Raw genomic sequence first — 25649 nt, forward strand, 5'->3', positions numbered from 1 at the left:
AGCGGGTTCAGCGCAGCTGCCTGGTGGTGCGCCCGGGTTCAGGCTGCTGCGGCTCGTTCGCTTCGTTCGCGGTCAGCAGTTCGATCATGGCCCGCGCGGCCGCGGATTGTTGGCGGTGGGGTGCATAAACCACGGAGAACGGCCGCGAGCGGCCTCGCAACTGCGGCAGCAACTCCACCAGCCGTCCGCGCCCGATCCGCTCGCGCACGATGAATTCATAACTCTGGCAAATGCCGACCCCTTGTTCGGCCAGCGACACCACGCCCAGCACGTCATCCGAGACGGCCAGCGATGCATCCGGCAGCCAGTCGAGGTCGCGGTCGTCGTCGCGAAATACCCATGGTGCGAGCCGGCCCGTGCGCGGCATCACGAAGGGCAGGCACTGGTGTTGCCGCAACGCGTCCAGCGTCTGCGGCATGCCCATGCGTTCGATGTAGTCGGGCGATGCCACCAGCAGCAGGGCGGCGTCTTCCAGCTTTCGCGCCACCAGGCCGCTATCCGGCAGATGGCCAAGGCGGATGGCGAGATCGAAGCCTTCCGCCGCCAGGTCGACATTGCGGTTGGTGATGTTCAGTTCCACCTGGACGCGCGGGTAAAGCCGGGTAAAACGCGCCAGCAAGGGCGGCAGGCGGTAATGCCCATAGGTGGTCGGCACGCTCAGCCGTACGCGCCCGGCCAGTTCGCCCTCCTGGCCCTGCACCTCGCGCTCGGCATCGTCGAGCAGGGAGAAGGCTGAGCGCGTCTGCTCGAAGTACAGCCGGCCGGCGTCGGTCAGGCCCAGGCGGCGCGTGGTTCGCCGCAGCAGCTGCCGGCCCAGGCGCGCTTCCAGCCGTGCGATGGCGCGACTCAGTACCGACGGCGTGGTCGAAAGCTTCACGGCGCCCGCGGTGAACGAGCCCTGCTCGACCACGGCAATAAAGGCTTCCACATCTCCCAGGTAGTCGAATTTGCGGCTCATTTTGTCTTCAAAAGAACAAATGTTTTCTCGGGTGGCTAGTTTATCTCCTCGTGAGCGATGAATACAGTGCAGTGGCTGGCCCGGTACGCCACTGCCATCCCTTGAACCGATTAACCCTACGAGCCTCTCCATGAAGCCGATGCACCAACTCGTGGCCGCGATGGCCATGGCCTTGAGCCTCGCGGCCACCGCCGCTCACGCGGGCAACGTTCTGGTCGTGTTGTCCGACGCCGATCGCCTGGACCTGAAAGACGGCAAGGTCTTGCCGACCGGTTTCTACCTCAATGAACTGATGCAGCCGGTCAAGCTGCTGCGCGATGCCGGCCACCAGGTCACGTTCGCGACCCCCACGGGCAAGGCGCCGGCGGTCGACGCGGCCTCGATCAAGCCGATCTATTTCGGCAATGACGCCGCCAGCCTGAAGGTGCACCAGGAGCTGCTCGACCAGCTTGCGCTCACGTCGAAAGAGACCTCGCCGGTTGTGAGCCTGGCGCGCATCGAGCAGATCGGCTATGACCGCTTCGATGCGGTCTATCTGCCCGGCGGCCACGCGCCGATGCAGGACTTGCTGAAGAGCCGGGCTCTGGGCCGCCTGCTTGCCGATTTCCATCGCCGCGGCAAGGCCACGGCGCTGGTGTGCCACGGGCCCATTGCCTTGCTGTCGACGTTGCCGCACGCCAATGGTTTTGTGACCGCGATGGCATCGGGCCAGGCCAGGCGCGTGCCGCAGTGGATCTACAGCGGCTACCAGGTCACCGTCATCAGCAACCAGGAAGAAGAACTGGCCCGGCCGCAACTGGGCGGCGGCGAGATGAAGTTCTATCCGCAGTCCGCGCTGCAGCGGGCCGGCGTGCAGTACCGCGCCCATGACACGCCGTGGGCTCCCAACGTGGTCGTGGATCGCGAGCTGATCACCGGCCAGAACCCGGCCTCGGCGCTCGGCGTGGCGCAGGAACTGCTCAAGCGCCTGAAGTAGGCGGCGCCGCGCCGCCGCGACATGCACCGCCGGCGCGCCGTGCCGCGCCGGACTTTGCTAAGCGATGGCGGGCCCCGCGGTGCACGCGGACACGCCATCGGTTCAACTCAAGGAAACCCAATGGATCTTCAACTCAACGGCAAGACTGCCCTCGTCACCGGCGCCACCGCGGGCATTGGCCTGGCCATTGCCCGAACCCTGGCGCGCGAAGGCGTCGCCGTTACCCTGGCCGGGCGCGACCCCGAAAAGCTGGCAGGCGCCGCCGCTGGGATCGCCGCGGCGGCCCCCGGCAGCCAGGTTGCGACGACGGTCGCGGACCTCGGCGGCGCCGCGGGCGCCGCTGCCTTGATCGAGGCCCACCCGGACACCGACATCCTGGTCAACAATCTTGGCTATTACGAGGCCAGGCCCTTCGCCGAGATAACCGACGAGGACTGGCTGCGCATGCTCGAGGTCAACCTGATGTCCGGGGTCCGGCTGTCGCGCCACTACTTCCCGCGCATGCTGCAACGGAACTGGGGCAGGGTGATCTTCATTTCCAGCGAGGTGGGCGCGTTCACGCCGCCGGACATGGTGCATTACGGCGTCAGCAAGTCGGCGCAGCTGGCGGTCTCGCGGGGCATGGCCGAGCTGACCAAGGGCACCGGCGTTACCGTCAACAGCGTGCTGCCGTCGGCGACGCGCTCCGACGGCATCATCGACTACCTGCGCCAGACCGCGCCGCGGCCCGGCATGACCGATGCGGAAATCGAGGCGCACTTCTTCCAGACCTATCGCCCCAGCTCGCTGATCGCGCGCATGATCGAAGCCGACGAGATCGCCGCCATGGTCGCGTTGCTGGCGAGCCCGCTGGGCGCCGCGTCCAATGGGGCCGCGGTGCGGGTCGAGGGCGGTACCTTCCGCTCCATCCTCTGACCCAACGGGCGGCGCGCCAATTTTGTATCGCCGTATGGGATCGTGCCGGTCGGATACACGGCGATACAGATGGCGCGATTTCAGACACATGCCGCTTGCAACGGCCTCCTAGACTTGCGTTCGGATTCACACCACGCATACAGGAGAACAACATGTCGAACGCCATCAATCTGCCCCGTCGGGGCTTTCTCGGTGCCGCCGCGGTGACGCTGGCGGCCGGTTCGCTGGGCCTGGCGGGCGCGGCGCACGCACAGGCCAGTGTGTCGCCGGCGGACGCGCTGCCGACCATCGCGCCGGGCACGCATACCAGCTTTGCCTCGATCCGGCAGGTCGATGCCGGCGTGCTCAACGTCGGCTACGCCGAGGCCGGCCCGGCCGACGGGCCGGTGGCCTTGCTGCTGCACGGCTGGCCCTATGACATCCACAGCTTTGCCGACGTCGCGCCGCTGCTGGCGGCGCGCGGCTATCGCGTGATCGTGCCTTACCTGCGCGGCTATGGCTCGACCACCTTCCTGTCGGCCGACACGCTGCGCAACGGCCAGCCTTCGGCGATCGCCGCCGACATGATCGCGCTGATGGATGCGCTCAAGATTCAGAACGCCGTGGTCGCGGGCTTCGACTGGGGTGCGCGTACCGCCGACATCATGGCGGCGCTGTGGCCCGAGCGCGTGCGCGCGCTGGTCTCGGTCAGCGGCTACCTGATCGGCAGCCAGGCCGCCGGCCGGCAGCCGCTGGCGCCGGAGGCCGAGCTGCAGTGGTGGTACCAGTTCTATTTCGCCACCGACCGGGGCCAGGCTGGCTACCAACAATACACGCACCAGTTTGCCAAACTGATCTGGAAACTGGCGTCGCCGCAGTGGAACTTCGACGACGCCACCTTCGCGCGCAGTGCCGCGGCGCTCGACAACCCCGACCACGTCGCCATCACCATTCACAACTACCGCTGGCGGCAAGGCCTCGCTGCCGGCGAGGCCCGGTTCGATGCGATCGAGCAGCGGCTTGCCACGGCACCGACCATCGGCGTGCCGACCATCACCATCGAGGGCGATGCCAACGGCGCGCCGCATCCGAAGCCGAGTGCCTATGCCAGCAAGTTCACCGGCTGGTACCAGCATCGGACCCTGAGCGGCGGGGTGGGCCACAATCCGCCGCAGGAGGCGCCCACCGCGTTTGCGCAGGCCGTGATCGACGTCGACCGGCATGCGCCGGGGCGTGGCGGGCGCGGCGCGGCGTGAGCGCCGGCGCGGACCCCGGAAGCAACGCTGCAAAAGCTTTCAAAACGGGGCTTTCAATTCGGCGCAATGATGTTGTAGAATTCGCGCTTCGCTGAACGGCGATATGTTCCCTGATAGCTCAGTCGGTAGAGCGACGGACTGTTAATCCGCAGGTCCCTGGTTCGAGCCCAGGTCGGGGAGCCAGCATGCGGGAGTAGCTCAGTTGGTAGAGCGCAACCTTGCCAAGGTTGAGGTCGCGAGTTCGAGACTCGTCTCCCGCTCCATTTGATTCCGCGTGGTTCCACGCCGGAACACCCGCCCATGTGGCTCAGTGGCAGAGCACTCCCTTGGTAAGGGAGAGGTCGGCAGTTCGATCCTGCCCATGGGCACCATTTCCCTTCCGCTTTATTTCGCTTCGGTCGATCGATGCCTGCGCTGGCATCCGCCCGCGTTCACAGGTCCGCCTCGGTCCGCGCCGCCAGCCTGCGGTTGTGCCGGCGCATGCCGTCGAAGATCGCGTCGGCCACATCCAGCGGAAAGTCCGCCGGCAATCCCGACGCAACCTTGTCGATGACCTGTGCGGTCTGCCCGGTCACGTGGTCCAGGATGGCCTCCACCTCGGCGGGAGCAAAGCCGATACGCTGACCCTGTGCAAACCAGTGGCGCGCGCGGATCTCATGGATGGCGTAGTGGGTGTTCCGGCCATGCAGCGCCATCGCCAGCCGCGCCTTCTGCGGCGCCAGCTGGTTGCGACCGCGGCCGATCACCGGATGTGCCGACAACACGTCGTACAGCGGCGTCGCCTCATACTGGCTGCCCGGCAGGTGGCTGATGCTGAAGTTCTTGGCATGGCCGTCGGTTGCGGCCAGCAGCCAGAACACCACCTGCGCCGTGAAGAAATGCCGGCGGTCGGCCGCCGCCGCGCGCGAGCCGGACAGGATCTCGGCAATCTGCCGGATGCCAGGTCCGCCGTCGGATTCGTATTTCTGCAGGGCCGAGGTGCCGGTGGCCTGGCACATGTCTTCCTGCGGCAGGCGCAGCAGCCACGTGCCGCGACTCGACGGCCTGCGGTCGAAGCGTTCGACCACCAGCGCCTTGGTGCCGGCGAAGCGGGCGATCTCGCACTGCGCCACCGGCAGGCCATACGCCGCGACGATCTGGGCGCACAGCCATTCGTTTTCGACCGAGGTGCGCATGTCGGCGCGCATATTGCCCACCAGTCCGAGCGGCAGCTTGAAGATGTGCGTGGTCGGCGTGCTGCCCTGGGGCAGCTGCCATTGTCCGCGCCAGCGCAGCAACGCGGTTTTCTCCTGCGCGCCGGCGATCGACAGCCGCAGGTCGTCGATGGGCTCGCGATGGCCCAGCACGGGCGCCGACGTGGTTTCGTGCAGCAGCGTGGCAATGTCTTCGTCGCCGAGCGCGCGGCCGCTGACCGTCTGCAGCGCCTCGGGCGTTTCGCCGGGCGGCAGCATCTGGATGGCGCCGACGCAGTCGCGTCCCACCCTGGCCAGCAGCGCGAAGGCGTCGGTGCCGCCGGCCCGATAGCGCGCCGCGATGCGGCGGCGGATGACATCGCTGTCGGGCAGCAGGTTGTCGAAATAGTTGGCCACCGCCGGTCCGCGATGCGGCTGGTTGCCGGGCGTGAACGGCAGCGACAGCGACAGCGGGCGCCCCTGCGGGTCGGCGATCCAGTCTTCGCGATAGACCAGCCGGTCACCGCCGGCGCCGGTTTCCCAATGGCCGACCGGGATGCCGTTCATCCACAGGTCGAGGCGGTTGCCTTGCCGCGCGCGCGCCATGGTCACCAGTCCTCGCGCGGGCGCCGGCCGGTCGCGGGCCGGGCCGGCGCGGTCTTGCCTGCCGGCGTACCGGGCTTGGCACGGGGGCGGGCGGGCGCGGGCTGCGCGGTAGTGCCAGCCTCCGCCTGCGACAGCACGAGTTCGACGCCGAGCACGCGCAGCACCCGCAACAGGCGTTCGACGCTCACGGCAGCGGGGTTGGCTTCCAGTTCGGCATAGGTCTGTTGCGTAACCCCGAGGTGCTCGGCCATCACGGCCTGTGTCATGCCGCGCGACTTGCGGAATCCCTGCAGAATCGGACGCAACTGGTGGACGGTCTTGATGGCGTAGTGCATGGCGCGTTCCCGGACCCGGCCGGCGGCCGGACAGATACAGGATATTGCCTGTTACGCGGATTTACAAGCTTTGGCCTGTTATTTGTAAAAACAGGCTATTTCCTGTATTAGTGGATTATCGGGCGAAACCTGTGAGGCGCCGGGCGCAGCCGAGCGGCCGCGGTGGCGCCAACGCCCCGCATACCAGTCTTGTCAGCGCTGCGGCAGGCGGCGGGTGCGGTGCTTGCGCGCACGCAGCGCCAGGCCGGCCGCGACCGCCACCACTCCGAGGACCGCCACGGCGACCAGGAAGTGCAGGGGCTGGTCGATGGCCAGGCTTTCGCCCGCGACGACGATGCCGAACGCATAGACGGCTTCGGCGAGGGCCATGGCGGCGAGGAATTTCAGGAAGGGGTAGTGCATGGTGCCGAACAGGTAGCCGGGGATTTCCGAAGGCACCGCGATGCAGAACAGCAGCACCGCCCAGAACTTCATCCGCTTCGACACATAGCCCCGGTATTTCTCCAGCTTGTCCGCGTAGCCGATACGGGCGAGCAGCGGACCGGCCAGGCGACCGATGCCGAAGGCCGCGCACGCGCCCACCAGCCAGCCGCCCCACAGCAGCAGCACCGTCAGCGGCTTGCCCCATACTTCGCTGGCCACCGGCACCAGCACCACGCTCGAGGCAAAGGCCAGCATCGCCGAAACGGCCGAGAACACGAAGAACACCAGCGCCCCCGCGCCTGGGTGCCGTGCCATGATCTCGCGCGCCCAGTCGACCGCCTGATCGATCAGGTCCTTGAAGGCGGGCGACATCGCGACCGCGACCCCCAGCACGGCCACGGTGCCGACCGCCAGCCAGAACCAGAGCGCGCGCCGGAGGGTGTGCCGCTTCCCAGACAATGTGGCAGACAATTTGCTCAGCATATGAAAATTTAGAACGCCGGGCCGGGGGCAAAGTTTCGGCACAGGCTGCCGTCGACGCGGGTGGTGGCCGCAGGCGGGCGGGTTGAAGCGCACTCGCGTGACGCCGCCGCATGTCGCCGCCGCGTGCGGCACGCTACAATCCGACGGTCTGGCATTTTCATCATTCTTGTCGTTACCCTTGTGCCGCCGCAGGCGAAAGGCAAGCATGCGCCCCTCACCGACCGCCCTGACGTCAGAGGACAAGAAGCTGCAGGCATTCCGGGATGAAGTGATCTCCCTGTACGAGCACGAGCCCGACCTGCTGGCGCTGCCGGACGTGCTGTTCCCCAGCGTAGCCAGGCTGACCGACGGCGACGTCGTCGCCTATGCCGAATTCCACCATCGCAGCCAGGCGTTCCGCGCGCTGGTCTCGGTGGACGATGACCCCGCCGCGCGGGCGCGCGGCATGCAGGCCTTCGCCAGGCACCGCCTCACCCATCCGTTCTGGCAGTACGACCCGGCGTTCTATGGCGAACGCGCCTTGCGCGAATCCGATTTCTTCAGCGATGACGAGTTCATGGCGCTGCCGATGGCGCGGGAAGCCTTGCTGCCGTCGAATGCGCGGCGGCTGCTGGCGATCGTGTTCGAGCACGAGGGCTATGTGGTCACCGTGGTGAGCCTTCGCGTCAGCGGCAGCCCGCCGTTCAGCGACGGCGACCGCGACCGCCTGCAGGCGCTGCGCCCGCACTTGCTGCGCTGCTATCGCCAGGCGCAGCAGCGCACCGTCGCCAGGCTGGGGCCGGCCGAGCGCCTGCGGCTGGCATTTCCGACGCTGACGCCGCGCCAGCTCGAGGTGTGCGGATGGCTGGCGCAAGGCAAGTCGAACGAGGACATCGCGGCCATCCTCGGTGTCAGCGTCGACACCGTGAAGGTGCATGCGCGCGTGATCTACGACAAGGTCGGCGCGGGCGGCCGGCACGGCGTGGCGGCGATTGCGCACACCGTGCCGCCGTTCTCGCAATGGCCGCCGCTGTGGACCCTGCAGGCGGCCGCCCGCGCGCGAGGCGCAGCCGCCTGAGCGTGGCGCTGGCGGTGGCTGGGCGCTGCGCTACAGCCTGAGCGACGGCCGCGCCGTGCTCGCCTTGCCGGCCAGCGGGCTGGTCCCGGTCTTCAGCGTGCGCTGGCTTTGCGGCGGATAGACCGTCGCGGTGATCTCCGGCAGCGGGTCCTGCACGCTGGCGCCGACCGTGTTCATGTTGTTGACCACCTGGAACGTGGTGAGGGTCGGCACGGCTTGCCACCAGATTCCGGTGGTGGCCACGTCGGGCTTGTCGATGTCGAACCGCTTGGCGATGGTGGTGGCTTCGGTGATCGACAATTCCTCGGTGAACGAGACCGAATAGGACAGCGTCAGGTTGACCTTGGCGCTGAACACGCCGATATCGAAACCCGACTCCAGCCCCAGGCTGACGCCGAGGGTTTGCGTTTCGCTGTCGGTGATGCTGACGCCGGTGGTCACGTCGACCTCGTAGCCGGTGTCCAGGCCGGGCTGTCCGGTCAGCTCCACCAACTGCTGCCACACCTGGCTGATGCCGAGGATGGTGTAGGTGCTGCTGTCCGTACCCGGCACCAGCATGGCGAACGGCGTGCTGGACGTGACGGTGGCCGGCATCTGCTCGCCGACGTAGGTGGGCGCGGGCGGTTGGTCCGGTGCGCCGTAGGGCGTCGCCGGCGGCGTGTCGAGCGTCACGGTGCTGGCGCCGCCGATAAACACCGGGCCGCTCGGTCCCCAGTTGCTGATCGCGCCCGACGGCTGCAGCGCAAAGCCCTGCGTGGCGGTCTGGTCGGCGCCGTTGGTCAGCAGCACCGACTGCACCATGCCGCAGAACGGATACGAGTAGCTGTCCCAGAACGCGCCCACATAGCTGGTGCCGTCGGCAACCGGTGGCTGCAGCGGATTGTCTGACACCGGCACCGATTGCACCTGCACCCCGTTGACCAGCCCCACCAGGCTCTGGCCCTGGGTCCAGATCATTTCCACCAGGCTCCACTGGTCAGTCGGGATCTGCCCGGCCTGGAAGGTGTAGCGGTTGCCGGCGTTGTCCCACACCTCCGGATAGAGCAGCGGCACGTCGCCACCGGCGGTGCCGACGCCCAGGATCAGCGATTGGGAGAGCGAAAACACTTTCTGGTCGGCGGGCAGTCCCGCGCTGTCCACATAGATCCAGGCCAGCACGTGCACGGTGCTGGCGTTCAGGATGATGCCTGGCGCACCGGCATTGAACTGCACGGCGCCGGGCGATGAAAAGTCGAATGCACTGACGGTTGGAGCGTTCATGGTGTTACCCCTCGGATCTCGAATCGTTCATGAAGCAACGGGAACGGCATTTACCCCTGCAACAACGTGCCGCCTTATTGATCGGGATGCGGAACGGAAGCGCGGCTGGCGGCTGAGTCGTTGCTGTGGCCCGCGCTCCGTGCAGCGATGTCGCATTGCGTCGCGCGGTGCGCGTTGCGCCGGACATGCATGCTGCTGGGGCAATATAGGATCGCGCCATGCCGGTCGCCATTACTCATCGGGATTAGGGGGAGCGGGCAGGGCGGCATGACGGCCGCTGGCAGCAAGCGGCGTTTGACTCAGGCCTGCGCGGGCCCTTCGGCAATGGAGCGGGGATCGTCCCAGACCATCCGTCGATAGATGCCGTCGTCGTGCACCGTCCGGAAACCGAGCCGCCGGTACAGCGCCTGCGCACGGTTGTGCCGTTCCACATGCAGCACGACGATCTTGCCCGCGTTGCCGGCCAGCGCCTGCACCGCCGCCAGCACGCTGCCGCCGACGCCACGGTTCTGGTGTTCGGGCAGCAAGGACAGGTCGATCACGCGCAACGCGCGGGCGTTGTGCTGCAGGTAGAGGCGCCCGATGGTCTCGCCGTGACGCAGCATCAGCAGCAACTCGGCATCCGGGTAGGCCTGATAGGCGCGCTGCTGGGCATAGAACTGCATGGCGAGGAAGCTGGCGCGCTGCGCCTCGTTCCACCCGGTGCGGTGCATTTCGGCGTCCCGGGTGGTGGCGTACAGGCGTGCCAGGAAGGCTTCATCGGTCGCGACGACCGGCCGCAGCGCGATGCCGGGCACGGCGATGGTGGTCATCGGCGGTCATCGGCGGTCATCGGGGGGCTATGGACGCGGCGGATAGGCGCCCGTCAGCGCGATGCAGTACATCAGCGCGGTGCAGGGCTGCATGTTCTCGTGCGGCTGGCTGGCGCCGGCCGTGCCCACGGCCTGCGGCGACAACGTGGTCATGACCGGTGCCGGCGAGGCGTCGACGGGGATGCAGCTCTGGTTGTTGGGCAGCATGAAGCGGGCGGGCAGCCTGGCGCTGGCCTCGGTGGACACCGCGCGCGCGGTATCGCCGTAGACCAGGTGGTTGTGCGCGGGCATTTCCGCCGCGGTGAGCGTGACCGTGGCCGTGCCCTGCGGATTGCCCGGCTGGTTGTCGACCGGCCCGGTCACCGCGCGGCCGCGCAGGTCGGGCAGGGCGAAGTTGGTGGTGCCGTTGCCGCCGTACTGGGTGCCGAGCAGCGAGAACAGCGCCGGGTTCTGCTGGATCGCCAGCAACTGGCCGTCGCACGCGGCCCAGCCGGCCGGCGGGTAGGCGCAGCCGAAGATGCGGATTTCTCCCAGGTACTGGTCTGACATATGGCCTCCGTTGTCCAGGTTGGCTTGCGCCCGGTGCTCAGCTTTGCGACGGATAGATGCCATCCGTGGCGATGATGTAGTTCAGCGACAGCGTCGGCATCTGGTTGCTGTGCGGCTGGGTGCCGCCGCTCATGCCGACGGTGCCGGCCGCAAAGGCGTTCTTGCCGGGCGGGTTGGCGGTGCCGGCGTCGTAGAACGCGTTGGGCGACGGCGTGGTGCCAGGCAGCACGTCCGGTCCCGGCGTCACCGTCGAGGCCATGGTGTTGGTCGCCTGGATCGGATGGGTGTGCCCGGGGATCTGGCCCGGCAGCAGCGTTATGTTGGGGCTGCCGAAGGCCTGGCCGATGGTGCGTGCGCTCAGTCCCGGTCCTGTGCCCTGGCCCAGCGGCAGGTTGCCGCGCAGGTCGGGCAGCCTGAAGGTGGTGGTGCCGTCGCCGCCGTAGATAGTGCCCAGCAGCGAGAACAGCATCTCGTACTGGGCAATGCTGAGCGTCTGGCCAGCGCAGAACTGCCATCCCGCCGGTGCAAAGTTGCCTGCAAACATGCGGATCTCACCCACGAACGGTTGCGCCATGATGTCTCCTCAACCCCGGCTCGGGTAGATGCCGGCCAGCGAAATGATGTAGTTCAGCACCAGCGACGGCTGCATGTTGTCGTGAGGCTGTCCGCCGCCGGTGCTGCCGCAGGCCTCGTCCAGCCATGGCGTGAGCGAGTCAGGCGTGCCGTACAACAGTTCGCCGGGGCCGGACACCGACGGATCGTTGGGGTTGTAGAGGTTGCTGGCCGCCAGCATGCGGTCTTGCGATACGCCGACATTCAGCGCCGTCGCCGGGCTGGAAGAGACGTTGAACGGATGGCTGTGGGCTGGCACCTGCGCGGTGGTCAGCGTGACCGCCTCGGCCCCCGCCATCTGGCCCTGTGCGATGCCGTCGGGATCGCGGTGCAGCGGCGTGCGGCCGCGCAGGTCGGGCAAGGCGAAATTGGTGGTGCCGTTGCCGCCGTATTGCGTGCCGAGCAGGCTGAACAGCGCCTGGTTCTGCGCGATGGGCAACAAGGCGCCGTCGCACAGCGCCCAGCCCTTCGGCGCAAACGCGAACGCGCACAGCCGGATTTCCCCCAGATACTGTTCCAAGATCTGCCTCCCCGGTTGAACAACACCCAAAAGACGCGGCGCCTCCCTGCCAACGGCGTCGCATCGATACTGATTTAATTAAATTTGATATCTGTTATCAAATTTGATCAATTACGTATTGATCGATTTGACGTATTTTCTGCACCGGGCCGCATCACGATTGCGGCCCGTTCCGCAGCCCATCCCGCGCGATTCACAGACAGACCGAAGTGTTGGCGATGCCAGCGGAAAGTCAACAAAAATAACAACGCCCGTCCCGAGCCGCGCCCGGCCAAGCATCGGCGCGCCGCGCTCGACGACGGCAATGGCAACCCGCCGCAAGCCGCGGGTGTCGGGAGAAATCGGGTGTCAAGACAAGCCAGGGGTTGCGCCAGCGCTGAGCGCGCGGAGCGGACGGTGGGGGCCGTCGTACGAGTCCATCGGTGGTGGCGGGGCTGGCGTTGCGGGTTCGGATCGGTGCTGGTGGCACTGTGTCTGGGTTTGCTGCTGGGGTCGCCGGCGCCGGCATTTGCCGTCTCGTGCACGCTGAACATCGCCGCCACGTCCAACCAGCAGAAGGTCTATGCCTTCACCGCCGCGGATTACACCGCCTGCGATCCGAACCAGTTCGGCATCGCCTATGACGCCATCGGCAACGGCAACTTCGGCGCCCCGATGCAAACCACCCCGACTGCCCAGAGCGGCACGCTCTATGTCTACAACGGCAACCTGCCGAACGGGCAGAACGAGAACGGCTTTGTCTACACGCCGCCCGCCGGTTTCACCGGCATCGACAGCGCCGTCTTCTATACCAGCGACAATGGCGCGACCTGGTCGCCCGCCGGCACGGTGTACTTCAACGTCGCGGCCGGCCCGCCGACCGTGACCGGCGTGACGCCTCCGTCCGGCCCGGCCAGCGGTGGCACCGCTGTGACCGTTACCGGCACAAACTTTGTCGGCGTGACCGCGGTCAGGTTCGGCGCCGCGGCCGCATCGTTCGTGGTCAACAGCCCGACCTCGCTGAGCGCCACCGCGCCGGCGGGCGCGGCCGGCACCGTAGACGTGACCGTGACCACCACCGCCGGCACCAGCGCCACCAGCGCCGCCGGCCGGTTCACCTATGTCTCGGCGCCCCCGGTGGCCAACAACGTCAGCGCCACGGTGGCGTATGGCAGCGCCGGCAACCCCATCACGCTGAACCTCACCGGCGGCGCGGCCGCCAGCGTCAGCGTGGCGTCGCCGCCTGGCCACGGCACGGCGATCGCCAGCGGTACGTCGATCACCTATACGCCGATCTCGTCCTACGCCGGACCGGACAGCTTCACCTATACGGCCACCAACGCTTCCGGCACGTCCGCTCCCGCCACCGTGACGATCACGGTGACGAACCCGAATCTCATCTACGCGCCGGCATCGCCGCCGCCGGGCTCGGTGGGCGGGGCCTACAGCCACTCGCTGGCAGCAGCCACGGGCGGAACCGGGCCGTACACCTATGCGGTGGCGTCGGGTTCGTTGCCGCCCGGCATGACGCTGTCTGCTTCGGGTTTGCTGGTGGGTACGCCGACGGCTGGCGGCACCTTCAACTTCACCGTGCGAGCCACGGACAGCAGCACGGGAACCGGGCCGTTCAGCGTCACCAGCGGCATGCTGTCGCTGGTGCTGGGCGGGGCCGCGATGAGCCTGTCGCCGGCGCCCGGCGTGCTGAGCGCGGCGGCAGGCACGCCGTTCAGCCAGGCCTTCACCGCGAGCGGCGGCACCGGCCCGTATTCCTACTCGATCACGGTCAATGGCGGCACCATGCCGTCCGGACTGGCATTCAACAGCGCGAGTGGCGTGCTGTCCGGTACGCCGCGCACGGCGGGCACCGTGTCGTTCACCATCCAGGCCAACGACAGCAGCACGGGAACTGGGCCGTACAGCGTGGCCGGCGCCTATGCGCTGACCATCGCCGCGCCAACGGTCACGCTGGCACCCGCGACGCTGGCCAATCCCGCGCTGGGCGTCGCGTACAGCCAGAGCGTGACGGCGACCGGCGGCACCGCGCCCTACACCTACAGCCTGGTCGCGGGCGCCTTGCCGCCCGGCCTGACGCTGAACAGCAGTACCGGCGCTATTGCCGGTACCGCGGTGGCCGGCGGCACCTACAACTTCACCGTCCAGGCGACCGACAGCCAGGGCTTTACGGGAAGCCGCGCGTACAGCCTTGCGATCGGTGCGCCGACCATCGTCATCAATCCGGCCACGCTGCCGCAGGCGACCGTCGCCGCGGCCTACAGCCAGGCCCTCACGGCCGCCAGCGGCACGGCGCCGTACACGTTTGCGATCACGGCGGGCGCCTTGCCCGCCGGCATGTCGCTGTCGGCAGGCGGCGTGCTGTCGGGCACGCCGACCGCCGGCGGCACCTACAACTTCACCGTGCGCGCCACCGACAGCAGCACCGGCACCGGCCCCTATACCGGCAGCCAGGCCTACACGCTGACCGTCAGCGCGCCGGCGCTGAGCCTGTCGCCCGCGTCGCTGCAGGCTCCAGTGGCAGGGGTGGCGTACAGCCAGGCGTTTACGGCGGGCGGCGGCACCGCGCCTTACACCTTTGCCGTGGCGGCCGGCACGCTGCCCGCGGGCCTGTCGTTGAACCCGTCCACCGGTGTGCTCAGCGGTACGCCGCCGACGGCCGGCACGCATACCTTCACGGTGCGCGTGACCGACAGCAGCACCGGCACCGGCGCCCCGTACAGCATCAGCCGCGTCTATACGCTGGCAACGGGACAGGGCATGCCTTCGGCGCCGCCGGTGGCGGTGACCACGCTGTCGAATGCGCCGGTGACGATCCATGCCGCCGCCAACGCCGCCAACGGTCCCTTCTCCGGCGTCAGCATCGTCACGCCACCGGGCAGCGGCAGCGCCGTGGTGAACGGACTGGACATCATCTATACGCCGGTGCCGACCGCGTCGGGACCGATCACGTTCACGTATGCGCTGGTCAACAGCGCGGGGACCTCGGCGCCGGTGCCGGTTACCATCACGGTCAACGCGGTGCCGGTGCCGGTGGCGCAGAAGCAGGTGTCGACGCTGGCGGGCCGGCCCGTCGATGTCGACGTGACCGAGGGTGCCAGCGGCGGGCCGTTTATCGGCGCCGCGATCGTATCGGTGGTGCCCGCCGACGCCGGCACCGCCACCGTCGGCAGTGCCGCGCCGAAGACGCCGGCGGTCGACGGCAGGCAGCCCGCCGCCACCGCCTACACCGTAAACTTCGCCCCGGCGGCCACCTTCGCCGGCACCGCGGTGGTGACCTATACCCTCAGCAATGCCGTGGCGACGTCGTCGCCGGCGCTGATCCAGGTGGCCGTGGCGGCGCGCCGGGATCCGTCCACCGACCCTGACGTGGTGGGGCTGGTCAATGCCCAGATCCAGGCGGCACGGCGCTTCGCCACCGCGCAGATCGCCAATTACAACCAGCGCCTGGAGGCGCTGCACGGCAAGGGCAGGGCGCCGTCAGGCAACCAGATCTCGGTGGTGATGCCGCGCGCCCAGGCGGACCCGGAGCGCTGCCAGGCGGTCGAAGGCTTCGCCGCGCGCGATGCCTGCCTGCGCGGCACGGCCTCGACAGGCCAGCGCGGAAGCGGGCCCGGCCCCGCGACCAGCTCCCGTACCGCGCGCGCGACCGCCGAGGCCAGCGCTGGCACCGGCAACGCCCCGGACCTGCCCGGCGGCGCGGACCCCGGCAGCGGCGCCGACGCGGCTGGCGCGGACGACACCGACGACGCGCGCCTGGCGTTCTGGACCGCGGGCACCGTAGATTTCGGCTTCGCCAACGCGGCGACGCAGCGCTCGGGCTTCCGCTTCACCACGGGTGGCGTGACCGCCGGGGCTGACTACCGCTTCTCCGACCAGCTCACACTCGGCATCGGCTTCGGCTATGGCCGCGACAGCACCGACGTGGGCTCGGCCGGCACGCGCAGCACGGCGGATAGTTTCAGTGCCGCGCTGTACGGCAGCTACCGGCCGCAGCCGTCGCTGTTTATCGACGGTGTCGCCGGCTACGGCTCGCTCAGTTTCGATTCGCGCCGCTGGGTCGGCGACGAAAGCGCGTTCGCCTACGGCGAGCGCGACGGGCACCAGATCTTTGCCTCGCTGTCGGCGGGATACGAGTATCGGAGCGAGGCCTGGCTGGTCTCGCCGTACGGACGGCTGTCGGTGTCCGACAGCACGCTCGATCCGTTCACCGAGACCGGCGCCGGCTTCAGCGCGCTGAAGTATTTCGGCCAGACCGTGACCACGGTGTCCGGCACGCTCGGGCTGCGCACGGAATACGCTACGGCGACGCGATGGGGGCTGTTCCTGCCGTTCGCGCGGCTGGAGTACCAGCATGACTTCAGCGGCCAGAGCGGGGCCGGGCTGGCGTACGCCGACCTTGCCGGCACCGGCCCCGCTTACACGGTGGTCAACGCGCCATACGGGCGCGACCGCCTGCAGCTGGGGCTGGGCGGCAAGCTGCGCACGCGCTCGATGACGTTTGGGCTCGACTACAACGTGATGGTCGGTATGGGCGGGGTGCAGCAGGGCGTGCGGCTGACGTTCGCGGCGCCGTTCTAGACGGAGGCGCCGCGCCCGTGCTGCTGTCCCGTTAGTTGGCGCGCTCAGTCAGCGCGCTCAGTCAGCGCGCTCAGCGGCCCATGCCGGTTCCAGGCGCGCCGCCCGACGGTCCGGTGGTGCCGGTACCGCCCGTGCCTGTGCTGGGCGCGTCCAGTCCGCCGCCACGCGTGGTCCCCGAGCCGGTCACCGACGGCGAACCGGTCGAGCCCGAGGGCGCGGCCACGCCCGATGCCCCCGCCGCGCGGCCGGCGCCGGCGTCGGTGCCATGCCGCTTGCCGGCCGACGAGCGCGAGCTGCCGTGCGTGTCGCCGCTGGCGGCCTTGCCGCCGCCGTCGGTCATGCTGGTGCCGGTGCCGGGCGTGCCCGGGCTGCCCGGCGTGCCGGTCGTTCCCGACGGACCCGTGCCGGCGCTGCCGCCGCCGGAGCTGCCGCCCGAGCCACCGCCAGCACCGCCAGCACCGCCGGCGCCCTGCGCCACTGCCGCACCGCTTGCCAGCGCCGTGCAGGCCAGCCACACCATCATCCATGTCCGAGCTTTCATCGTCGTCTCCTTGCGTTGGAAGCACCGTAGCCGCAAGGGGCGTTCCAGCCCGGCGCGCATGCTGGCGCGCACACCGTTGCAAGGTTTGCCGGGGTGCGGCGGCAATAGTTACCTGAGGCCACATCGGCCGGTGTGCGCGGCAGCAGGCAGCGGCATATCGCTGCGCATGGCGCAACCCGGGCGACCGGCATGCGGATTGCTTATCAGAGATAGAAGTCATCTCCGCAGCGGCGGTATCTCGGGAGCACACGATGGACGCGCCGGCAACCACCTTCAAGAAATTCGGCCGCCTGGACGGCCGCATGCTGATCGTCGGTTTCGGCAGCATCGCGCGTTCCGCGCTGCCGGTGCTGCTGCGCCATCTCGACATCACGCCGGGGCAGATCACCGTGATCTGTCCGGCGGGCAACGATCTCTCGATCGCGCAGGGTTATGGCATCCGGGTGTTGACCAAGGCGCTGACCGAAGAGAACCACAAGCAAGTGCTGCAGGACCTCGTCGGCCAGGGCGACTTCCTGCTGAACCTGTCGGTCAATGTCTCGAGCGAGGCGCTGGTGCGCTATTGCTGGGAGCACGGCGCGCTGTACCTGGATACCTCGATCGAGCCGTGGGCAGGGGCGGCCACGGACCCGGCCGCGCCGCTGTCACGCCGCAGCAACTATGCGCTGCGCGAAGGCGTGCTGGCGTTCCGCCTCGACAAGCGCGACGGGCCCACCGCGATCCTGACGCAGGGCGCCAACCCCGGCCTGGTGTCGGCACTGGTGAAGCAGGCGCTGGTCAATATCGCGGCGGACAATGACGTCGACCATGAGCGGCCGGCAAGCTTCGAGGACTGGGCGGCACTGGCGCGGCAGCTGGATATCCGCGCCATCCATATCGCCGAGCAGGACACTCAGGTGGGCGACCGGCGCAAGGTTGCCAACGAGTTCATCAATACCTGGTCGGTCGACGCCTTCATCGAGGAAGGAATGCAGCCGGCCGAGCTCGGCTGGGGCACGCACGAGCGGCACTGGCCCGCGGACGCGAAGCGGCACGGGTTCGGCTCGGATGCGGCGGTGTACCTGACGCGGCCGGGATTCGGCACGCGCGTGCGCAGCTGGACGCCGCTGGGCGGCCCTTTCCACGGCTACCTGATCACGCACGGCGAATCGATCTCGATTGCCGACCACCTGACCCTGCGCGACAACGGCGAAGTCGTCTACCGGCCGACCGTGCACTATGCCTACCGTCCCTGCGACGACGCGCTGCTGTCGATCGAGGAGCTGATGGGCAACGGCGGGCGCAAGCAGGACCACCAGCGCATCCTGCGCGACGACATCGTCGCCGGCATGGACGAGCTCGGGGTGTTGCTGATGGGCAATGCGCGCGGCGCCTACTGGTACGGCTCCAGGCTGACCACGGAGCAGGCCCGGCAGCTGGTGGAACACAACACCGCCACCAGCCTGCAGGTGGTTGCGGGCATCCTGGGCGGCATGGTGTGGGCGCTGGAGCATCCGCGCGCGGGCGTGGTCGAGCCCGATGACCTGGATTACGAAGCCGTGCTGCGCGTCGCGCGGCCCTACCTGGGCGAACTGGTCGGCGTCTATGGCGAATGGACGCCGCTGGCACAGCACTCGCGGCTGTATCCGGAACCGGGCGACGAAGACCCCTGGCAGTTCGTCAACGTGCGCGTGCCGTAGGCGCAGGCCGGGTGCAACCGGAGCCGAAGGCGATGTCGGGGCTGCTGCAAAAAGAACTGGGCGTCATCGAAAACTCGTACTACGAGGCGAGCGTCGCGCGGCCCGCGCCGAGCCCGCCGTTGCAGGGACGCACGGAGGCCGAGGTGTGCGTGGTGGGCGGCGGCTATGCCGGCCTGTCGTGCGCGCTGGAACTGGCCGCACGCGGTTTCCATGTCGCGCTGCTCGAGGCGCAGCGGATCGGCTGGGGCGCTTCCGGGCGCAATGGCGGCCAGGCCATCGTCGGCTTCGGCGCCGAGGGGGAGGGCGCGATCGAGCGCCAGTGCCCGGCCGAGGTCGCGCAGGCGGCCTGGAACGCATCGGTCGAGGGCATGCGCCTGCTGGAGCAGCGCATCGCCACCTACGGCATCGACTGCGACCACGTGCGCGGCTACATGACGCTGGCGCCAAGGGCGCACAAGGTCGACGGCCTGCGCCGCTGGGTGCGCCATATGCGCGAGCGCTATGACTATCCGCTCGAATGGGTCGAACGTCCGCACCTTGGCCGCCATGTCGCCAGCGACCGCTTTGTCGCCGGGGCGTATGACCCGCACTCGGGCCACCTGCATCCGCTCAAGTACTGCCTGGGGCTGGGCGATGCGGCGCGCCGGCAGGGTGTCGAGGTATTCGAGAATTCGGCTGCGTATCGCGTCGAGCGCGACCAGGCGCCGGTGGTGAAGACCGCCGAGGGCGAAGTGCGGTGCCGGCAGGTAGTGCTGGCGGGCAACGTCTACCTGGGCGAGTTCGGCGACCATCTGGCGCCGGAAATCGCCGCGCGCATCATGCCGGTGGGCACGTACATGATCGCGACCGAGCCGATGGAGGCGCACCGTGCCGCCGCGCTGATGCCGAGCCGGGTCGCGGTATCCGACAACAACCTGATCGTCGACTATTTCCGTCTCAGCGCCGACAACCGCCTGCTGTTCGGGGCCGGCGAGACCTTCAGCGCGCGCCCGCCGGGCAACCTGGTGCAGCGCATCCGCGCGCGCATGCTGCAGGTCTTTCCGCAGACCGCGGACCTGAATATCGATTATTCCTGGGGCGGCTTCGTCGATATCACCATGAACCGGGCGCCGGACCTGGGCCGCATCGGCAGCAACCTCTACTATGCGCAGGGATTCTCCGGCCACGGGCTGTCGTTTGCCGGCATGGCCGGCAAACTGATCGCCGAGGCGATGAGCGGCGATGCGTCGAGATTCGATGTCTTTACCCGCATCCGGCATCACCGCTTCCCGGGCGGCGCGATGTTCAGGACCCCCGCGCTGGTGCTGGGGATGTGGTACTACAAGCTTCGCGACCTGCTGTAGGGGCCAGCTTCGTCACCGCAGCGGTGCCGGCGGCGTCTGCACGCCCACGCCATGGACATGCACCATCTTCCCGCCCAGCCAGCCGGATACCGCCAGCAGGCCGATGGCAATCGCCGACAGCACGATGGCGCCGGCGCCGGCTCCGCGCATGCGCCACCAGGCGTTGATCACATAGAGCGCGACCACGGTCAGGTTGATGCCCATGTGCAGCAGCGCAATGCGGCGGATGCCGCTGGGCAGCGACAGCAGGTCGATCAGGCCGGGCAGCGCCGCGAGCAGCGCGCCGATGATGCCGCCGACCATGGCATAGAGTGCCACCACCGGCCAGTTGGGACTGTCGCCGCCGAAATAGCGGATCAGGTCGCAGGCAAAGGAAAAGATCCACAAGCCGATGGGGATGGTGATCAGCATCGGATGGATCGGGTGCTTGGCAATGCTGGCGGGAGTGAGCATGGCGACTCCTTTGACGTTCAGGGCGCATTTATGGCGCAGGGCGCGCGAGGGCCCTTACGGTTCGCCGCTCAGGCGCGGCGTGCCTCCCCGTTCAATGATGGCGCTGGTCGTCCCGTGTCACGTCGACGGGTTCCAGGCCACCTTTCGCCGGACCATGCAGCACCGAGCCATCGACGCCGAAGCGCGAGCCATGGCAAGGGCAATCGAAGGATTGCTCCAGGCTGTTCCACTGGACCAGGCATTTCAGGTGCGGGCAGGTGGCGTCGAAGGTGTGCAGGCCGCCATCCGCATCGCGGAACGCGGCCACGTGGCGGCCGCCGGCCTTGACCACATGCCCTGTGCCCGGCGCGATGGCGTCCAGCGCGACGCCGTCGTCCTTGCCGAGCCAGTCGGCGTACTGGACCACCACATTGGCGTTCTCGCGCGCATACTCGACCACCGCGGTCACCGACTTGCGCGACGGGTCGTAAAGGTCGGCCCAGTCGTTGGTGCGGTCGGTGACCTGGTCGCGGATCAGCATGCCGGCGATCGCGCCGTGGGTCATGCCGTTGCCGGAATCGCCGGTGACGACATAGACGTTGGTATCGCCGGGGTTGCGGCCGATAAAGGCGACCCCGTCGACCGGCTCCATCACCTGGCCCGACCACGCGAACACGGGTTCGTCCACCACCGGGAAGCGCTGGCGGGTCCAGTCGACCAGCCTGGCGAAGCGTTGCCCGGCATCGTCGGCCTGGCCGACCTTGTGGTCTTCGCCGCCGCTGATCAGCAACTGGTAGCCGTCGTCGAGGTCGCCGGCGATGCGCACGTAATGGTAGGGATCGAGCGTGTCCCAGAACTGGCACAGCGGCATGCTGCCGCGCGGCACCTTCATGCCCACCACGAAGGTCCGGTACGCGGCCTGCTTGGTATGGATGGCGAAGCGGTCGATAAACGGCGTATTGGTGGCGACGATGACGCTGCCGGCCTCGATGCGCGCTCCGCTGGCGGTGCGCACGGTGGCGGGCCGGCCGTCTTCGACCTCCATGGCGCGGGTCTTGCCGTAGATCTTGCCGCCGCGGCGCTGGATCGCTTCGACCAGGCCGCCCAGGTACTTCAGCGGATGGAGCTGCCCTTGCCGCGGGAACCGCAGCGCCGAGCGCAGCGCCACCTTGCCGGTCGGCACGTCGCTGGCCCGCTCGACGTCGTCGAGGCCGGCCCGGTGCGCGGCATCCAGTTCTTTCGACAGCAGCTCCTCGCCATCGGACGATTCGGCAAAGAGAAAGCCGTCGACGCGCCGGAAGTCGCAGTCGATGGATTCGGCTGCGCAGATCGACTCGATCCGCGACACTGCCGCCGCATGGCTCTGGGCCACCTGCCGTGCCGCCTGATGCCCGAGGTGGCGTTCGATGTAGAAAAAATAATCGTCGAAGGCCGTCATCAGGTGCGCGGTGGTCCTGCCGGTCTCGCCCGCGCCAGGCCCGTCCGCGTCGATCACGATCACGGCCTGTCCGGCCGCAGCGAGTTCATAGGCGACCGACAACCCGGCGATGCCCGCGCCAATGACGCAGGCATCGCAGGTCGCATCGCCGTCCAGGGGCGGGCTGGAAAGGGTTGTCCCGGCTGTCCAGTATGAAATCGTCATGCCGCCCGACCTCCGCTTGTTCTTGCCTATGTCTCAGTGATAGGTCAGTGATGCCGGCGCAGGTATCGGGCGCGGTCCTACACCCGGACGACCGGTCGAATAAATTACCCGGGTAATATTGACTTCCTATTTTATCCGGGTAATATTTGGCGATGTTCCTGTTTCTCTTTCGCAGAGCTGCCATGACCGCGCCGACGCCTCACCACTTCACCACTTTCGACGGCCACCGCCGCATCGCCTCGGGTCCGCTGCCGGACAACGCGCTGGCGCTGAGACGCGCCCTGGACCACGGCGCGGCCGGGCCGGTGCTGGTATTCGACGACAGCACCGGCCGCTCGATCGACCTGGATACCAGCGGCACCGAAGACGAGATCGTCGAACGGTCGGCAGTGCGCGCGGCGCAGCTGGCCGCGCTGCAGCCGGCTGCCGGCGAGGGCAGCGATGCCCTGGAAGCGGCCGAACCGCGCGGCCGTGGCCGGCCAAAGCTCGGCGTGGTGTCGCGCGAGGTGACGCTGCTGCCGCGCCACTGGGAATGGCTGGCCGCGCAGCCCGGCGGCGCCTCGGTGGCGCTGCGCAAGCTGGTCGAGCAGGCCCGCCGCGAACACGCCGGCAAGGACCGCAGCCGCGCCGCCAGCGAGCGCGCCTATCACTTCATGGTGGCGATTGCCGGCGACCTGGCCGGCTTCGAGGAGGCGAGCCGGGCGCTGTTCGCCAACGACCTGCAAGGGTTCGCCCGGCAGATCGCGGACTGGCCGGCGGATGTGCGCGAGCACGCGCTGCGGCTGGCCGACAGCAACGGCTGAGCGGCGCGCTCAGGCTCCGCCCAGCAGGTCGTGCGCATCGACGATCGCGTAGGCGATCTCGGGATGCGCCTCCATGCTGCGCCGGATCGCGGACGGGATCGACTGGCGGATCTTGCGGCACAGGCCGGGCTGCTCCAGCACCTGGATGTTGATGCCGCGCACGGTGCGCACGCCGCGCGCGCTGGGCGTGATGCTCAGCACGATGCCGAGCTGGGCCTGCATCAGGCCCTCCATCCGTTGCAGCTCGGCCAGGCTGGTCAGGTTCTCGAGGCGTTCGACCAGCCGCTTTTCCTCGGCGCGCGTCAGGCGCAGCACGCGCAGGTCGGCATCGGGGTCGCTCAGCAGCGCTTCGCGCCCGCAGATGCAGGCACCGGGCGGGCATTCCGTGCGGAGAGGGAACGGCGCGTTCATGTCGGGCGCGGGCTGGGCAGGGCAGCAGGATTGCAAGATTGCGGGGGCGGTGGCTGGCTATGTTAAAGCAGGTTGCCCGCCAGCGGCGCACGGTCCGGCACCGAAGGCCGATCCGGTCTATGCTCGCGGCTGCGGTCCGCATGCCCAAGGGGCCGCAAGACAAGAAACCCGCCCCCTGCACAGGAGACCCTCCATGGCACTTTCGATGTACGACGTTTCGATCCCTCCGTTTATCCGCGCGCTGGGCCACCTCGACGCGATCCTCGCCAAGGGCGCGGCGCACGCCCAGGCGCAGGGGATGGACCCGGCCGACCTGATCCAGACCCGCCTGATCGCCGACATGGACCCGCTGCCGGCGCAGGTGCAGCGCGCCAGCGATGCCGCCAAGGGCTGCGCCGCGCGGCTGGCCGGGATCGAGGTGCCGTCCTTCGCCGATACCGAAACGACCTTTGCGGAACTGCAGGACCGCATCGGCCGCACCATCGTGTTCCTGGAGCAGATCACGCCGGCGCAGCTAGAAGGCAGCGAACAGCGCGTGGTCGAACTGAAGCTGCCGCAGGGCCCGCTGCGCTTCGACGGCAAGTCCTACCTGCTCGGCTTTGCCTTGCCCAATTTCTATTTCCACGTGACCACCGCCTACGACATCCTGCGCCACAAGGGCGTGCAAATCGGCAAGCGCGACTACCTCGGGCTGAAGTAAGCCCGCACCGGGCCGGGCCGGCGGGAGCACCGCGCTTCACCTTTGGCGCGCCGCCGGCCGTGGCGCTCAAGCGAGAACCCCGGGGCCTCTGGTATACTTGCGGCACGTCCGGCCAATGCCGGGCGCAGCCTGCGACAGGCCAGGACAGCCCCACCCCGGCAGCACCCGCGCTGCCAGCACAGCCGCCCAGTTCGATACGTTTCGGTCCACATCGAGGGCGCGACCACGCGCCAGTGCGACCACGCAGCGCGAGGTCCGGCTCCGGCCCTGCCCATCCTTTACTGAACCCCGGCCAGCAAATGCTGCCGAACTGCTGCGAACCGCTGTTTACGGTCCAAGAGAGACCTCACGCATGACTTACGCCGTCAAGGAAATCTTCTATACGCTGCAGGGCGAAGGCGCCAACGCCGGCCGCGCCGCGGTGTTCTGCCGCTTTGCCGGCTGCAACCTGTGGAGCGGCCGCGAACAGGACCGCGCCAGCGCGGTGTGCCAGTTCTGCGACACGGATTTCGTCGGCACCGATGGCACGCGTGGCGGCAAATACCGCAGCGCCGGGGAACTGGCCGCGGTGGTCGCGTCGGAGTGGCCGCAGGGCGCCGGCGGCAAGCCGCTGGTGGTCTGCACCGGCGGCGAGCCGCTGCTGCAGCTCGACGCGCCGCTGATCGACGCGCTGCACGCACAAGGGTTCGAGATCGCGATCGAGACCAACGGCACCATCGCCGTGCCGCCCGGCATCGACTGGGTCTGCGTCAGTCCCAAGATGGGTTCGGAGCTGGTGGTCACGCACGGCGATGAGCTGAAGGTGGTGATCCCGCAGGAAGGGCAGGACTTCGCCGCATACGAGAAGCTTGATTTCCGCCATTTCCTGGTGCAGGCCATGGACGGTCCGCTGGCGCGCGAAAATACCGCCGCCGCGGTGGCCTTCTGCCAGCGCCACCCGCGCTGGCGGCTGTCGCTGCAGACCCACAAGCTGCTGGGCATCCGCTGAACGGTCGGGGCGGCCGCTCGCCCCGCGGGCGGCAGCGGGCTTACAAGGCCATCACCACCCACGCAATTCAGTCCACAATAGAGGCTTCGGACGCACGCGCGGCGTCCGCTTCAACGCAGGCCGCCGGCACCGGCGCCGGTACACATGAGCAAACAAGTTTCCATCACCCGCCGGCTGGAGTTCGACTCCGGCCACCGCATCCCCAACCACTGCGGGCAGTGCCGCAATATCCACGGCCACCGCTATCGACTGGACCTGACGCTGTCGGGCGAGGTGCTGCATCGCGAGGGCGCGTCGGATGACGGCATGATCCTGGATTTCGGCGACATCAAGGCGCTCGCCAACGAGCACCTGGTCAGCCAGTGGGACCACGCCTTCCTGATCTACCGCGGCGACACCGCGCTGCTGAACTTCCTGCAATCGATGGAAGGGCACAAGACCGTGGTGCTGGACGCGATCCCTACGGTCGAGAACCTGGCCCAGGTGGCCTTCGACATCCTGGCGCCGGTGTTCAAGGACTGCTTCGGCCACCAGCTGCAACTGACCCGGCTGGTGCTGTTCGAAACGCCCAACTGCTGGGCCGAAGTCAGCGCGCCGGCGGTGCTGCCCGCGCAGGACTGAGCGG

At 68.5% G+C, this 25649-nt stretch carries 24 protein-coding genes and 3 tRNA genes; 14 read left to right on the forward strand and 13 right to left on the reverse strand.

The features are described from left to right. Positions 1–7: 7 nt before the first annotated feature. On the reverse strand, positions 8–958 hold the full coding sequence (locus tag C7416_RS08160) for a LysR family transcriptional regulator (RefSeq protein WP_111517960.1): 951 nt from the start codon (positions 956–958) through the stop codon (positions 8–10). A gap of 130 nt (positions 959–1088) precedes the next feature. Between C7416_RS08160 and C7416_RS08165 the strand changes: the two genes are divergently transcribed. From C7416_RS08165 to C7416_RS08190, 6 genes are all read left to right on the forward strand, one after another. Then, positions 1089–1934 (forward strand): type 1 glutamine amidotransferase domain-containing protein, encoded by an 846-nt coding sequence (locus tag C7416_RS08165; RefSeq protein ID WP_111517971.1) that lies wholly within the window; start codon positions 1089–1091, stop codon positions 1932–1934. 120 nt (positions 1935–2054) lie between these two features. Beyond that, a complete protein-coding gene (locus tag C7416_RS08170; RefSeq protein ID WP_111517981.1) occupies positions 2055–2849 on the forward strand; it encodes an SDR family NAD(P)-dependent oxidoreductase in 795 nt (264 codons plus the stop codon). 152 nt (positions 2850–3001) lie between these two features. Beyond that, on the forward strand, positions 3002–4084 hold the full coding sequence (locus tag C7416_RS08175; protein ID WP_111517983.1) for an alpha/beta fold hydrolase: 1083 nt from the start codon (positions 3002–3004) through the stop codon (positions 4082–4084). Between the two features lie 107 nt (positions 4085–4191). After that, positions 4192–4267: transfer RNA gene (locus tag C7416_RS08180), tRNA-Asn, on the forward strand. 4 nt (positions 4268–4271) lie between these two features. After that, a tRNA-Gly gene (locus C7416_RS08185) sits at positions 4272–4347 on the forward strand. Between the two features lie 33 nt (positions 4348–4380). After that, positions 4381–4455, forward strand: a tRNA-Thr gene (locus C7416_RS08190). A 60-nt stretch (positions 4456–4515) separates the two neighbouring features. Here the strand turns inward: C7416_RS08190 and C7416_RS08195 are convergent. The 3 genes from C7416_RS08195 to C7416_RS08205 all read right to left on the reverse strand — a co-directional run bounded on the left by C7416_RS08195 (position 4516) and on the right by C7416_RS08205 (position 7310). After that, the gene (locus C7416_RS08195) at positions 4516–5862 is read right to left on the reverse strand and encodes a type II toxin-antitoxin system HipA family toxin (RefSeq protein WP_181461171.1); all 1347 of its coding nucleotides are present in this window, start codon (positions 5860–5862) and stop codon (positions 4516–4518) included. A 2-nt stretch (positions 5863–5864) separates the two neighbouring features. Beyond that, positions 5865–6197: a helix-turn-helix transcriptional regulator gene (locus C7416_RS08200; RefSeq protein ID WP_111517987.1), complete on the reverse strand. Its 333-nt coding sequence runs from the start codon at positions 6195–6197 to the stop codon at positions 5865–5867. Positions 6198–6389: 192 nt separating this feature from the next. Next, positions 6390–7310, reverse strand: coding sequence for a TVP38/TMEM64 family protein (locus C7416_RS08205; protein WP_240988167.1), 921 nt, complete (start codon positions 7308–7310; stop codon positions 6390–6392). Between C7416_RS08205 and C7416_RS08210 the strand changes: the two genes are divergently transcribed. Beyond that, a complete protein-coding gene (locus C7416_RS08210) occupies positions 7309–8160 on the forward strand; it encodes a helix-turn-helix transcriptional regulator (protein WP_111517991.1) in 852 nt (283 codons plus the stop codon). The genes C7416_RS08205 and C7416_RS08210 overlap by 2 nt on opposite strands. 30 nt (positions 8161–8190) lie before the next feature. Here the strand turns inward: C7416_RS08210 and C7416_RS08215 are convergent, their stop codons facing one another. The 5 genes from C7416_RS08215 to C7416_RS08235 all read right to left on the reverse strand — a co-directional run bounded on the left by C7416_RS08215 (position 8191) and on the right by C7416_RS08235 (position 11913). Next, positions 8191–9420, reverse strand: a complete 1230-nt coding sequence (locus tag C7416_RS08215) for a hypothetical protein (protein ID WP_111517993.1) — start codon at positions 9418–9420, stop codon at positions 8191–8193. Positions 9421–9719: 299 nt separating this feature from the next. Continuing rightward, complete coding sequence (locus C7416_RS08220; protein WP_111517995.1) at positions 9720–10232, reverse strand: GNAT family N-acetyltransferase; 513 nt, start codon at positions 10230–10232, stop codon at positions 9720–9722. A 27-nt stretch (positions 10233–10259) separates the two neighbouring features. Then, a complete protein-coding gene (locus C7416_RS08225) occupies positions 10260–10781 on the reverse strand; it encodes a phage tail protein (RefSeq protein WP_111517997.1) in 522 nt (173 codons plus the stop codon). 37 nt (positions 10782–10818) lie between these two features. Then, positions 10819–11355 carry a phage tail protein gene (locus tag C7416_RS08230; RefSeq protein ID WP_111517999.1) on the reverse strand — a complete coding sequence of 179 codons (537 nt, stop codon included), beginning with the start codon at positions 11353–11355 and terminating at the stop codon, positions 10819–10821. A 9-nt stretch (positions 11356–11364) separates the two neighbouring features. Next, on the reverse strand, positions 11365–11913 hold the full coding sequence (locus C7416_RS08235) for a phage tail protein (RefSeq protein WP_111518001.1): 549 nt from the start codon (positions 11911–11913) through the stop codon (positions 11365–11367). A gap of 456 nt (positions 11914–12369) precedes the next feature. On the opposite strand from C7416_RS08235, the gene C7416_RS08240 reads away from it, so the two are divergent. Then, the gene (locus C7416_RS08240) at positions 12370–16485 is read left to right on the forward strand and encodes a putative Ig domain-containing protein (RefSeq protein WP_111518003.1); all 4116 of its coding nucleotides are present in this window, start codon (positions 12370–12372) and stop codon (positions 16483–16485) included. Between the two features lie 70 nt (positions 16486–16555). On the opposite strand, the gene C7416_RS08245 is transcribed toward C7416_RS08240, so the two are convergent. Then, on the reverse strand, positions 16556–17026 hold the full coding sequence (locus tag C7416_RS08245; RefSeq protein ID WP_240988166.1) for a hypothetical protein: 471 nt from the start codon (positions 17024–17026) through the stop codon (positions 16556–16558). A gap of 251 nt (positions 17027–17277) precedes the next feature. On the opposite strand from C7416_RS08245, the gene C7416_RS08250 reads away from it, so the two are divergent. Continuing rightward, positions 17278–18705, forward strand: coding sequence for a homospermidine synthase (locus tag C7416_RS08250; protein WP_111518007.1), 1428 nt, complete (start codon positions 17278–17280; stop codon positions 18703–18705). Positions 18706–18737: 32 nt separating this feature from the next. Next, positions 18738–20048 (forward strand): NAD(P)/FAD-dependent oxidoreductase, encoded by a 1311-nt coding sequence (locus tag C7416_RS08255; protein ID WP_111518009.1) that lies wholly within the window; start codon positions 18738–18740, stop codon positions 20046–20048. 12 nt (positions 20049–20060) lie between these two features. Here C7416_RS08255 and C7416_RS08260 read toward each other — a convergent pair whose 3' ends face one another. Together C7416_RS08260 and C7416_RS08265 are read right to left on the reverse strand one after the other, a co-directional pair. After that, positions 20061–20501 carry a DUF2231 domain-containing protein gene (locus C7416_RS08260; RefSeq protein ID WP_111518011.1) on the reverse strand — a complete coding sequence of 147 codons (441 nt, stop codon included), beginning with the start codon at positions 20499–20501 and terminating at the stop codon, positions 20061–20063. Positions 20502–20592: 91 nt separating this feature from the next. Beyond that, positions 20593–22122 (reverse strand): FAD-dependent oxidoreductase, encoded by a 1530-nt coding sequence (locus C7416_RS08265; protein ID WP_111518013.1) that lies wholly within the window; start codon positions 22120–22122, stop codon positions 20593–20595. 182 nt (positions 22123–22304) lie between these two features. Between C7416_RS08265 and C7416_RS08270 the strand changes: the two genes are divergently transcribed. After that, positions 22305–22925: a DUF2239 family protein gene (locus tag C7416_RS08270; RefSeq protein ID WP_111518015.1), complete on the forward strand. Its 621-nt coding sequence runs from the start codon at positions 22305–22307 to the stop codon at positions 22923–22925. Positions 22926–22934: 9 nt separating this feature from the next. Here the strand turns inward: C7416_RS08270 and C7416_RS08275 are convergent, their stop codons facing one another. Next, on the reverse strand, positions 22935–23336 hold the full coding sequence (locus C7416_RS08275) for a hypothetical protein (protein WP_111518023.1): 402 nt from the start codon (positions 23334–23336) through the stop codon (positions 22935–22937). A gap of 193 nt (positions 23337–23529) precedes the next feature. On the opposite strand from C7416_RS08275, the gene C7416_RS08280 reads away from it, so the two are divergent. The 3 genes from C7416_RS08280 (at position 23530) to C7416_RS08290 (ending at position 25645) form a co-directional block, all read left to right on the forward strand. After that, a complete protein-coding gene (locus tag C7416_RS08280; protein ID WP_111518025.1) occupies positions 23530–24036 on the forward strand; it encodes a DUF1993 domain-containing protein in 507 nt (168 codons plus the stop codon). A gap of 352 nt (positions 24037–24388) precedes the next feature. Beyond that, positions 24389–25024 (forward strand): 7-carboxy-7-deazaguanine synthase, encoded by a 636-nt coding sequence (queE, locus tag C7416_RS08285; RefSeq protein WP_111518027.1) that lies wholly within the window; start codon positions 24389–24391, stop codon positions 25022–25024. A gap of 144 nt (positions 25025–25168) precedes the next feature. Beyond that, a complete protein-coding gene (locus tag C7416_RS08290) occupies positions 25169–25645 on the forward strand; it encodes a 6-pyruvoyl trahydropterin synthase family protein (protein ID WP_111518029.1) in 477 nt (158 codons plus the stop codon). Positions 25646–25649 lie beyond the last annotated feature (4 nt).

It is taken from the genome of Cupriavidus phytorum, from assembly GCF_003254285.1.
Taxonomy (GTDB): Bacteria; Pseudomonadota; Gammaproteobacteria; order Burkholderiales; family Burkholderiaceae; genus Cupriavidus; species Cupriavidus phytorum.

What these genes read in the sequence shown, in the direction of transcription:
- C7416_RS08245 (WP_240988166.1), bottom strand. Translation starts at nt 17,026, where the DNA reads ATGAAAGCTCGGACATGGATGATGGTGTGGCTGGCCTGCACGGCGCTG.
- C7416_RS08210 (WP_111517991.1), top strand. Translation starts at nt 7,309, where the DNA reads ATGCGCCCCTCACCGACCGCCCTGACGTCAGAGGACAAGAAGCTGCAG.
- queE (WP_111518027.1), top strand. Translation starts at nt 24,389, where the DNA reads ATGACTTACGCCGTCAAGGAAATCTTCTATACGCTGCAGGGCGAAGGC.
- C7416_RS08265 (WP_111518013.1), bottom strand. Translation starts at nt 22,122, where the DNA reads ATGACGATTTCATACTGGACAGCCGGGACAACCCTTTCCAGCCCGCCC.
- C7416_RS08250 (WP_111518007.1), top strand. Translation starts at nt 17,278, where the DNA reads ATGGACGCGCCGGCAACCACCTTCAAGAAATTCGGCCGCCTGGACGGC.
- C7416_RS08160 (WP_111517960.1), bottom strand. Translation starts at nt 958, where the DNA reads ATGAGCCGCAAATTCGACTACCTGGGAGATGTGGAAGCCTTTATTGCC.
- C7416_RS08170 (WP_111517981.1), top strand. Translation starts at nt 2,055, where the DNA reads ATGGATCTTCAACTCAACGGCAAGACTGCCCTCGTCACCGGCGCCACC.
- C7416_RS08205 (WP_240988167.1), bottom strand. Translation starts at nt 7,310, where the DNA reads ATGCTTGCCTTTCGCCTGCGGCGGCACAAGGGTAACGACAAGAATGAT.
- C7416_RS08220 (WP_111517995.1), bottom strand. Translation starts at nt 10,232, where the DNA reads ATGACCACCATCGCCGTGCCCGGCATCGCGCTGCGGCCGGTCGTCGCG.
- C7416_RS08175 (WP_111517983.1), top strand. Translation starts at nt 3,002, where the DNA reads ATGTCGAACGCCATCAATCTGCCCCGTCGGGGCTTTCTCGGTGCCGCC.
- C7416_RS08195 (WP_181461171.1), bottom strand. Translation starts at nt 5,862, where the DNA reads ATGGCGCGCGCGCGGCAAGGCAACCGCCTCGACCTGTGGATGAACGGC.
- C7416_RS08260 (WP_111518011.1), bottom strand. Translation starts at nt 20,501, where the DNA reads ATGCTCACTCCCGCCAGCATTGCCAAGCACCCGATCCATCCGATGCTG.
- C7416_RS08255 (WP_111518009.1), top strand. Translation starts at nt 18,738, where the DNA reads ATGTCGGGGCTGCTGCAAAAAGAACTGGGCGTCATCGAAAACTCGTAC.
- C7416_RS08230 (WP_111517999.1), bottom strand. Translation starts at nt 11,355, where the DNA reads ATGGCGCAACCGTTCGTGGGTGAGATCCGCATGTTTGCAGGCAACTTT.
- C7416_RS08200 (WP_111517987.1), bottom strand. Translation starts at nt 6,197, where the DNA reads ATGCACTACGCCATCAAGACCGTCCACCAGTTGCGTCCGATTCTGCAG.
- C7416_RS08165 (WP_111517971.1), top strand. Translation starts at nt 1,089, where the DNA reads ATGAAGCCGATGCACCAACTCGTGGCCGCGATGGCCATGGCCTTGAGC.
- C7416_RS08280 (WP_111518025.1), top strand. Translation starts at nt 23,530, where the DNA reads ATGGCACTTTCGATGTACGACGTTTCGATCCCTCCGTTTATCCGCGCG.
- C7416_RS08275 (WP_111518023.1), bottom strand. Translation starts at nt 23,336, where the DNA reads ATGAACGCGCCGTTCCCTCTCCGCACGGAATGCCCGCCCGGTGCCTGC.
- C7416_RS08215 (WP_111517993.1), bottom strand. Translation starts at nt 9,420, where the DNA reads ATGAACGCTCCAACCGTCAGTGCATTCGACTTTTCATCGCCCGGCGCC.
- C7416_RS08225 (WP_111517997.1), bottom strand. Translation starts at nt 10,781, where the DNA reads ATGTCAGACCAGTACCTGGGAGAAATCCGCATCTTCGGCTGCGCCTAC.
- C7416_RS08290 (WP_111518029.1), top strand. Translation starts at nt 25,169, where the DNA reads ATGAGCAAACAAGTTTCCATCACCCGCCGGCTGGAGTTCGACTCCGGC.
- C7416_RS08270 (WP_111518015.1), top strand. Translation starts at nt 22,305, where the DNA reads ATGACCGCGCCGACGCCTCACCACTTCACCACTTTCGACGGCCACCGC.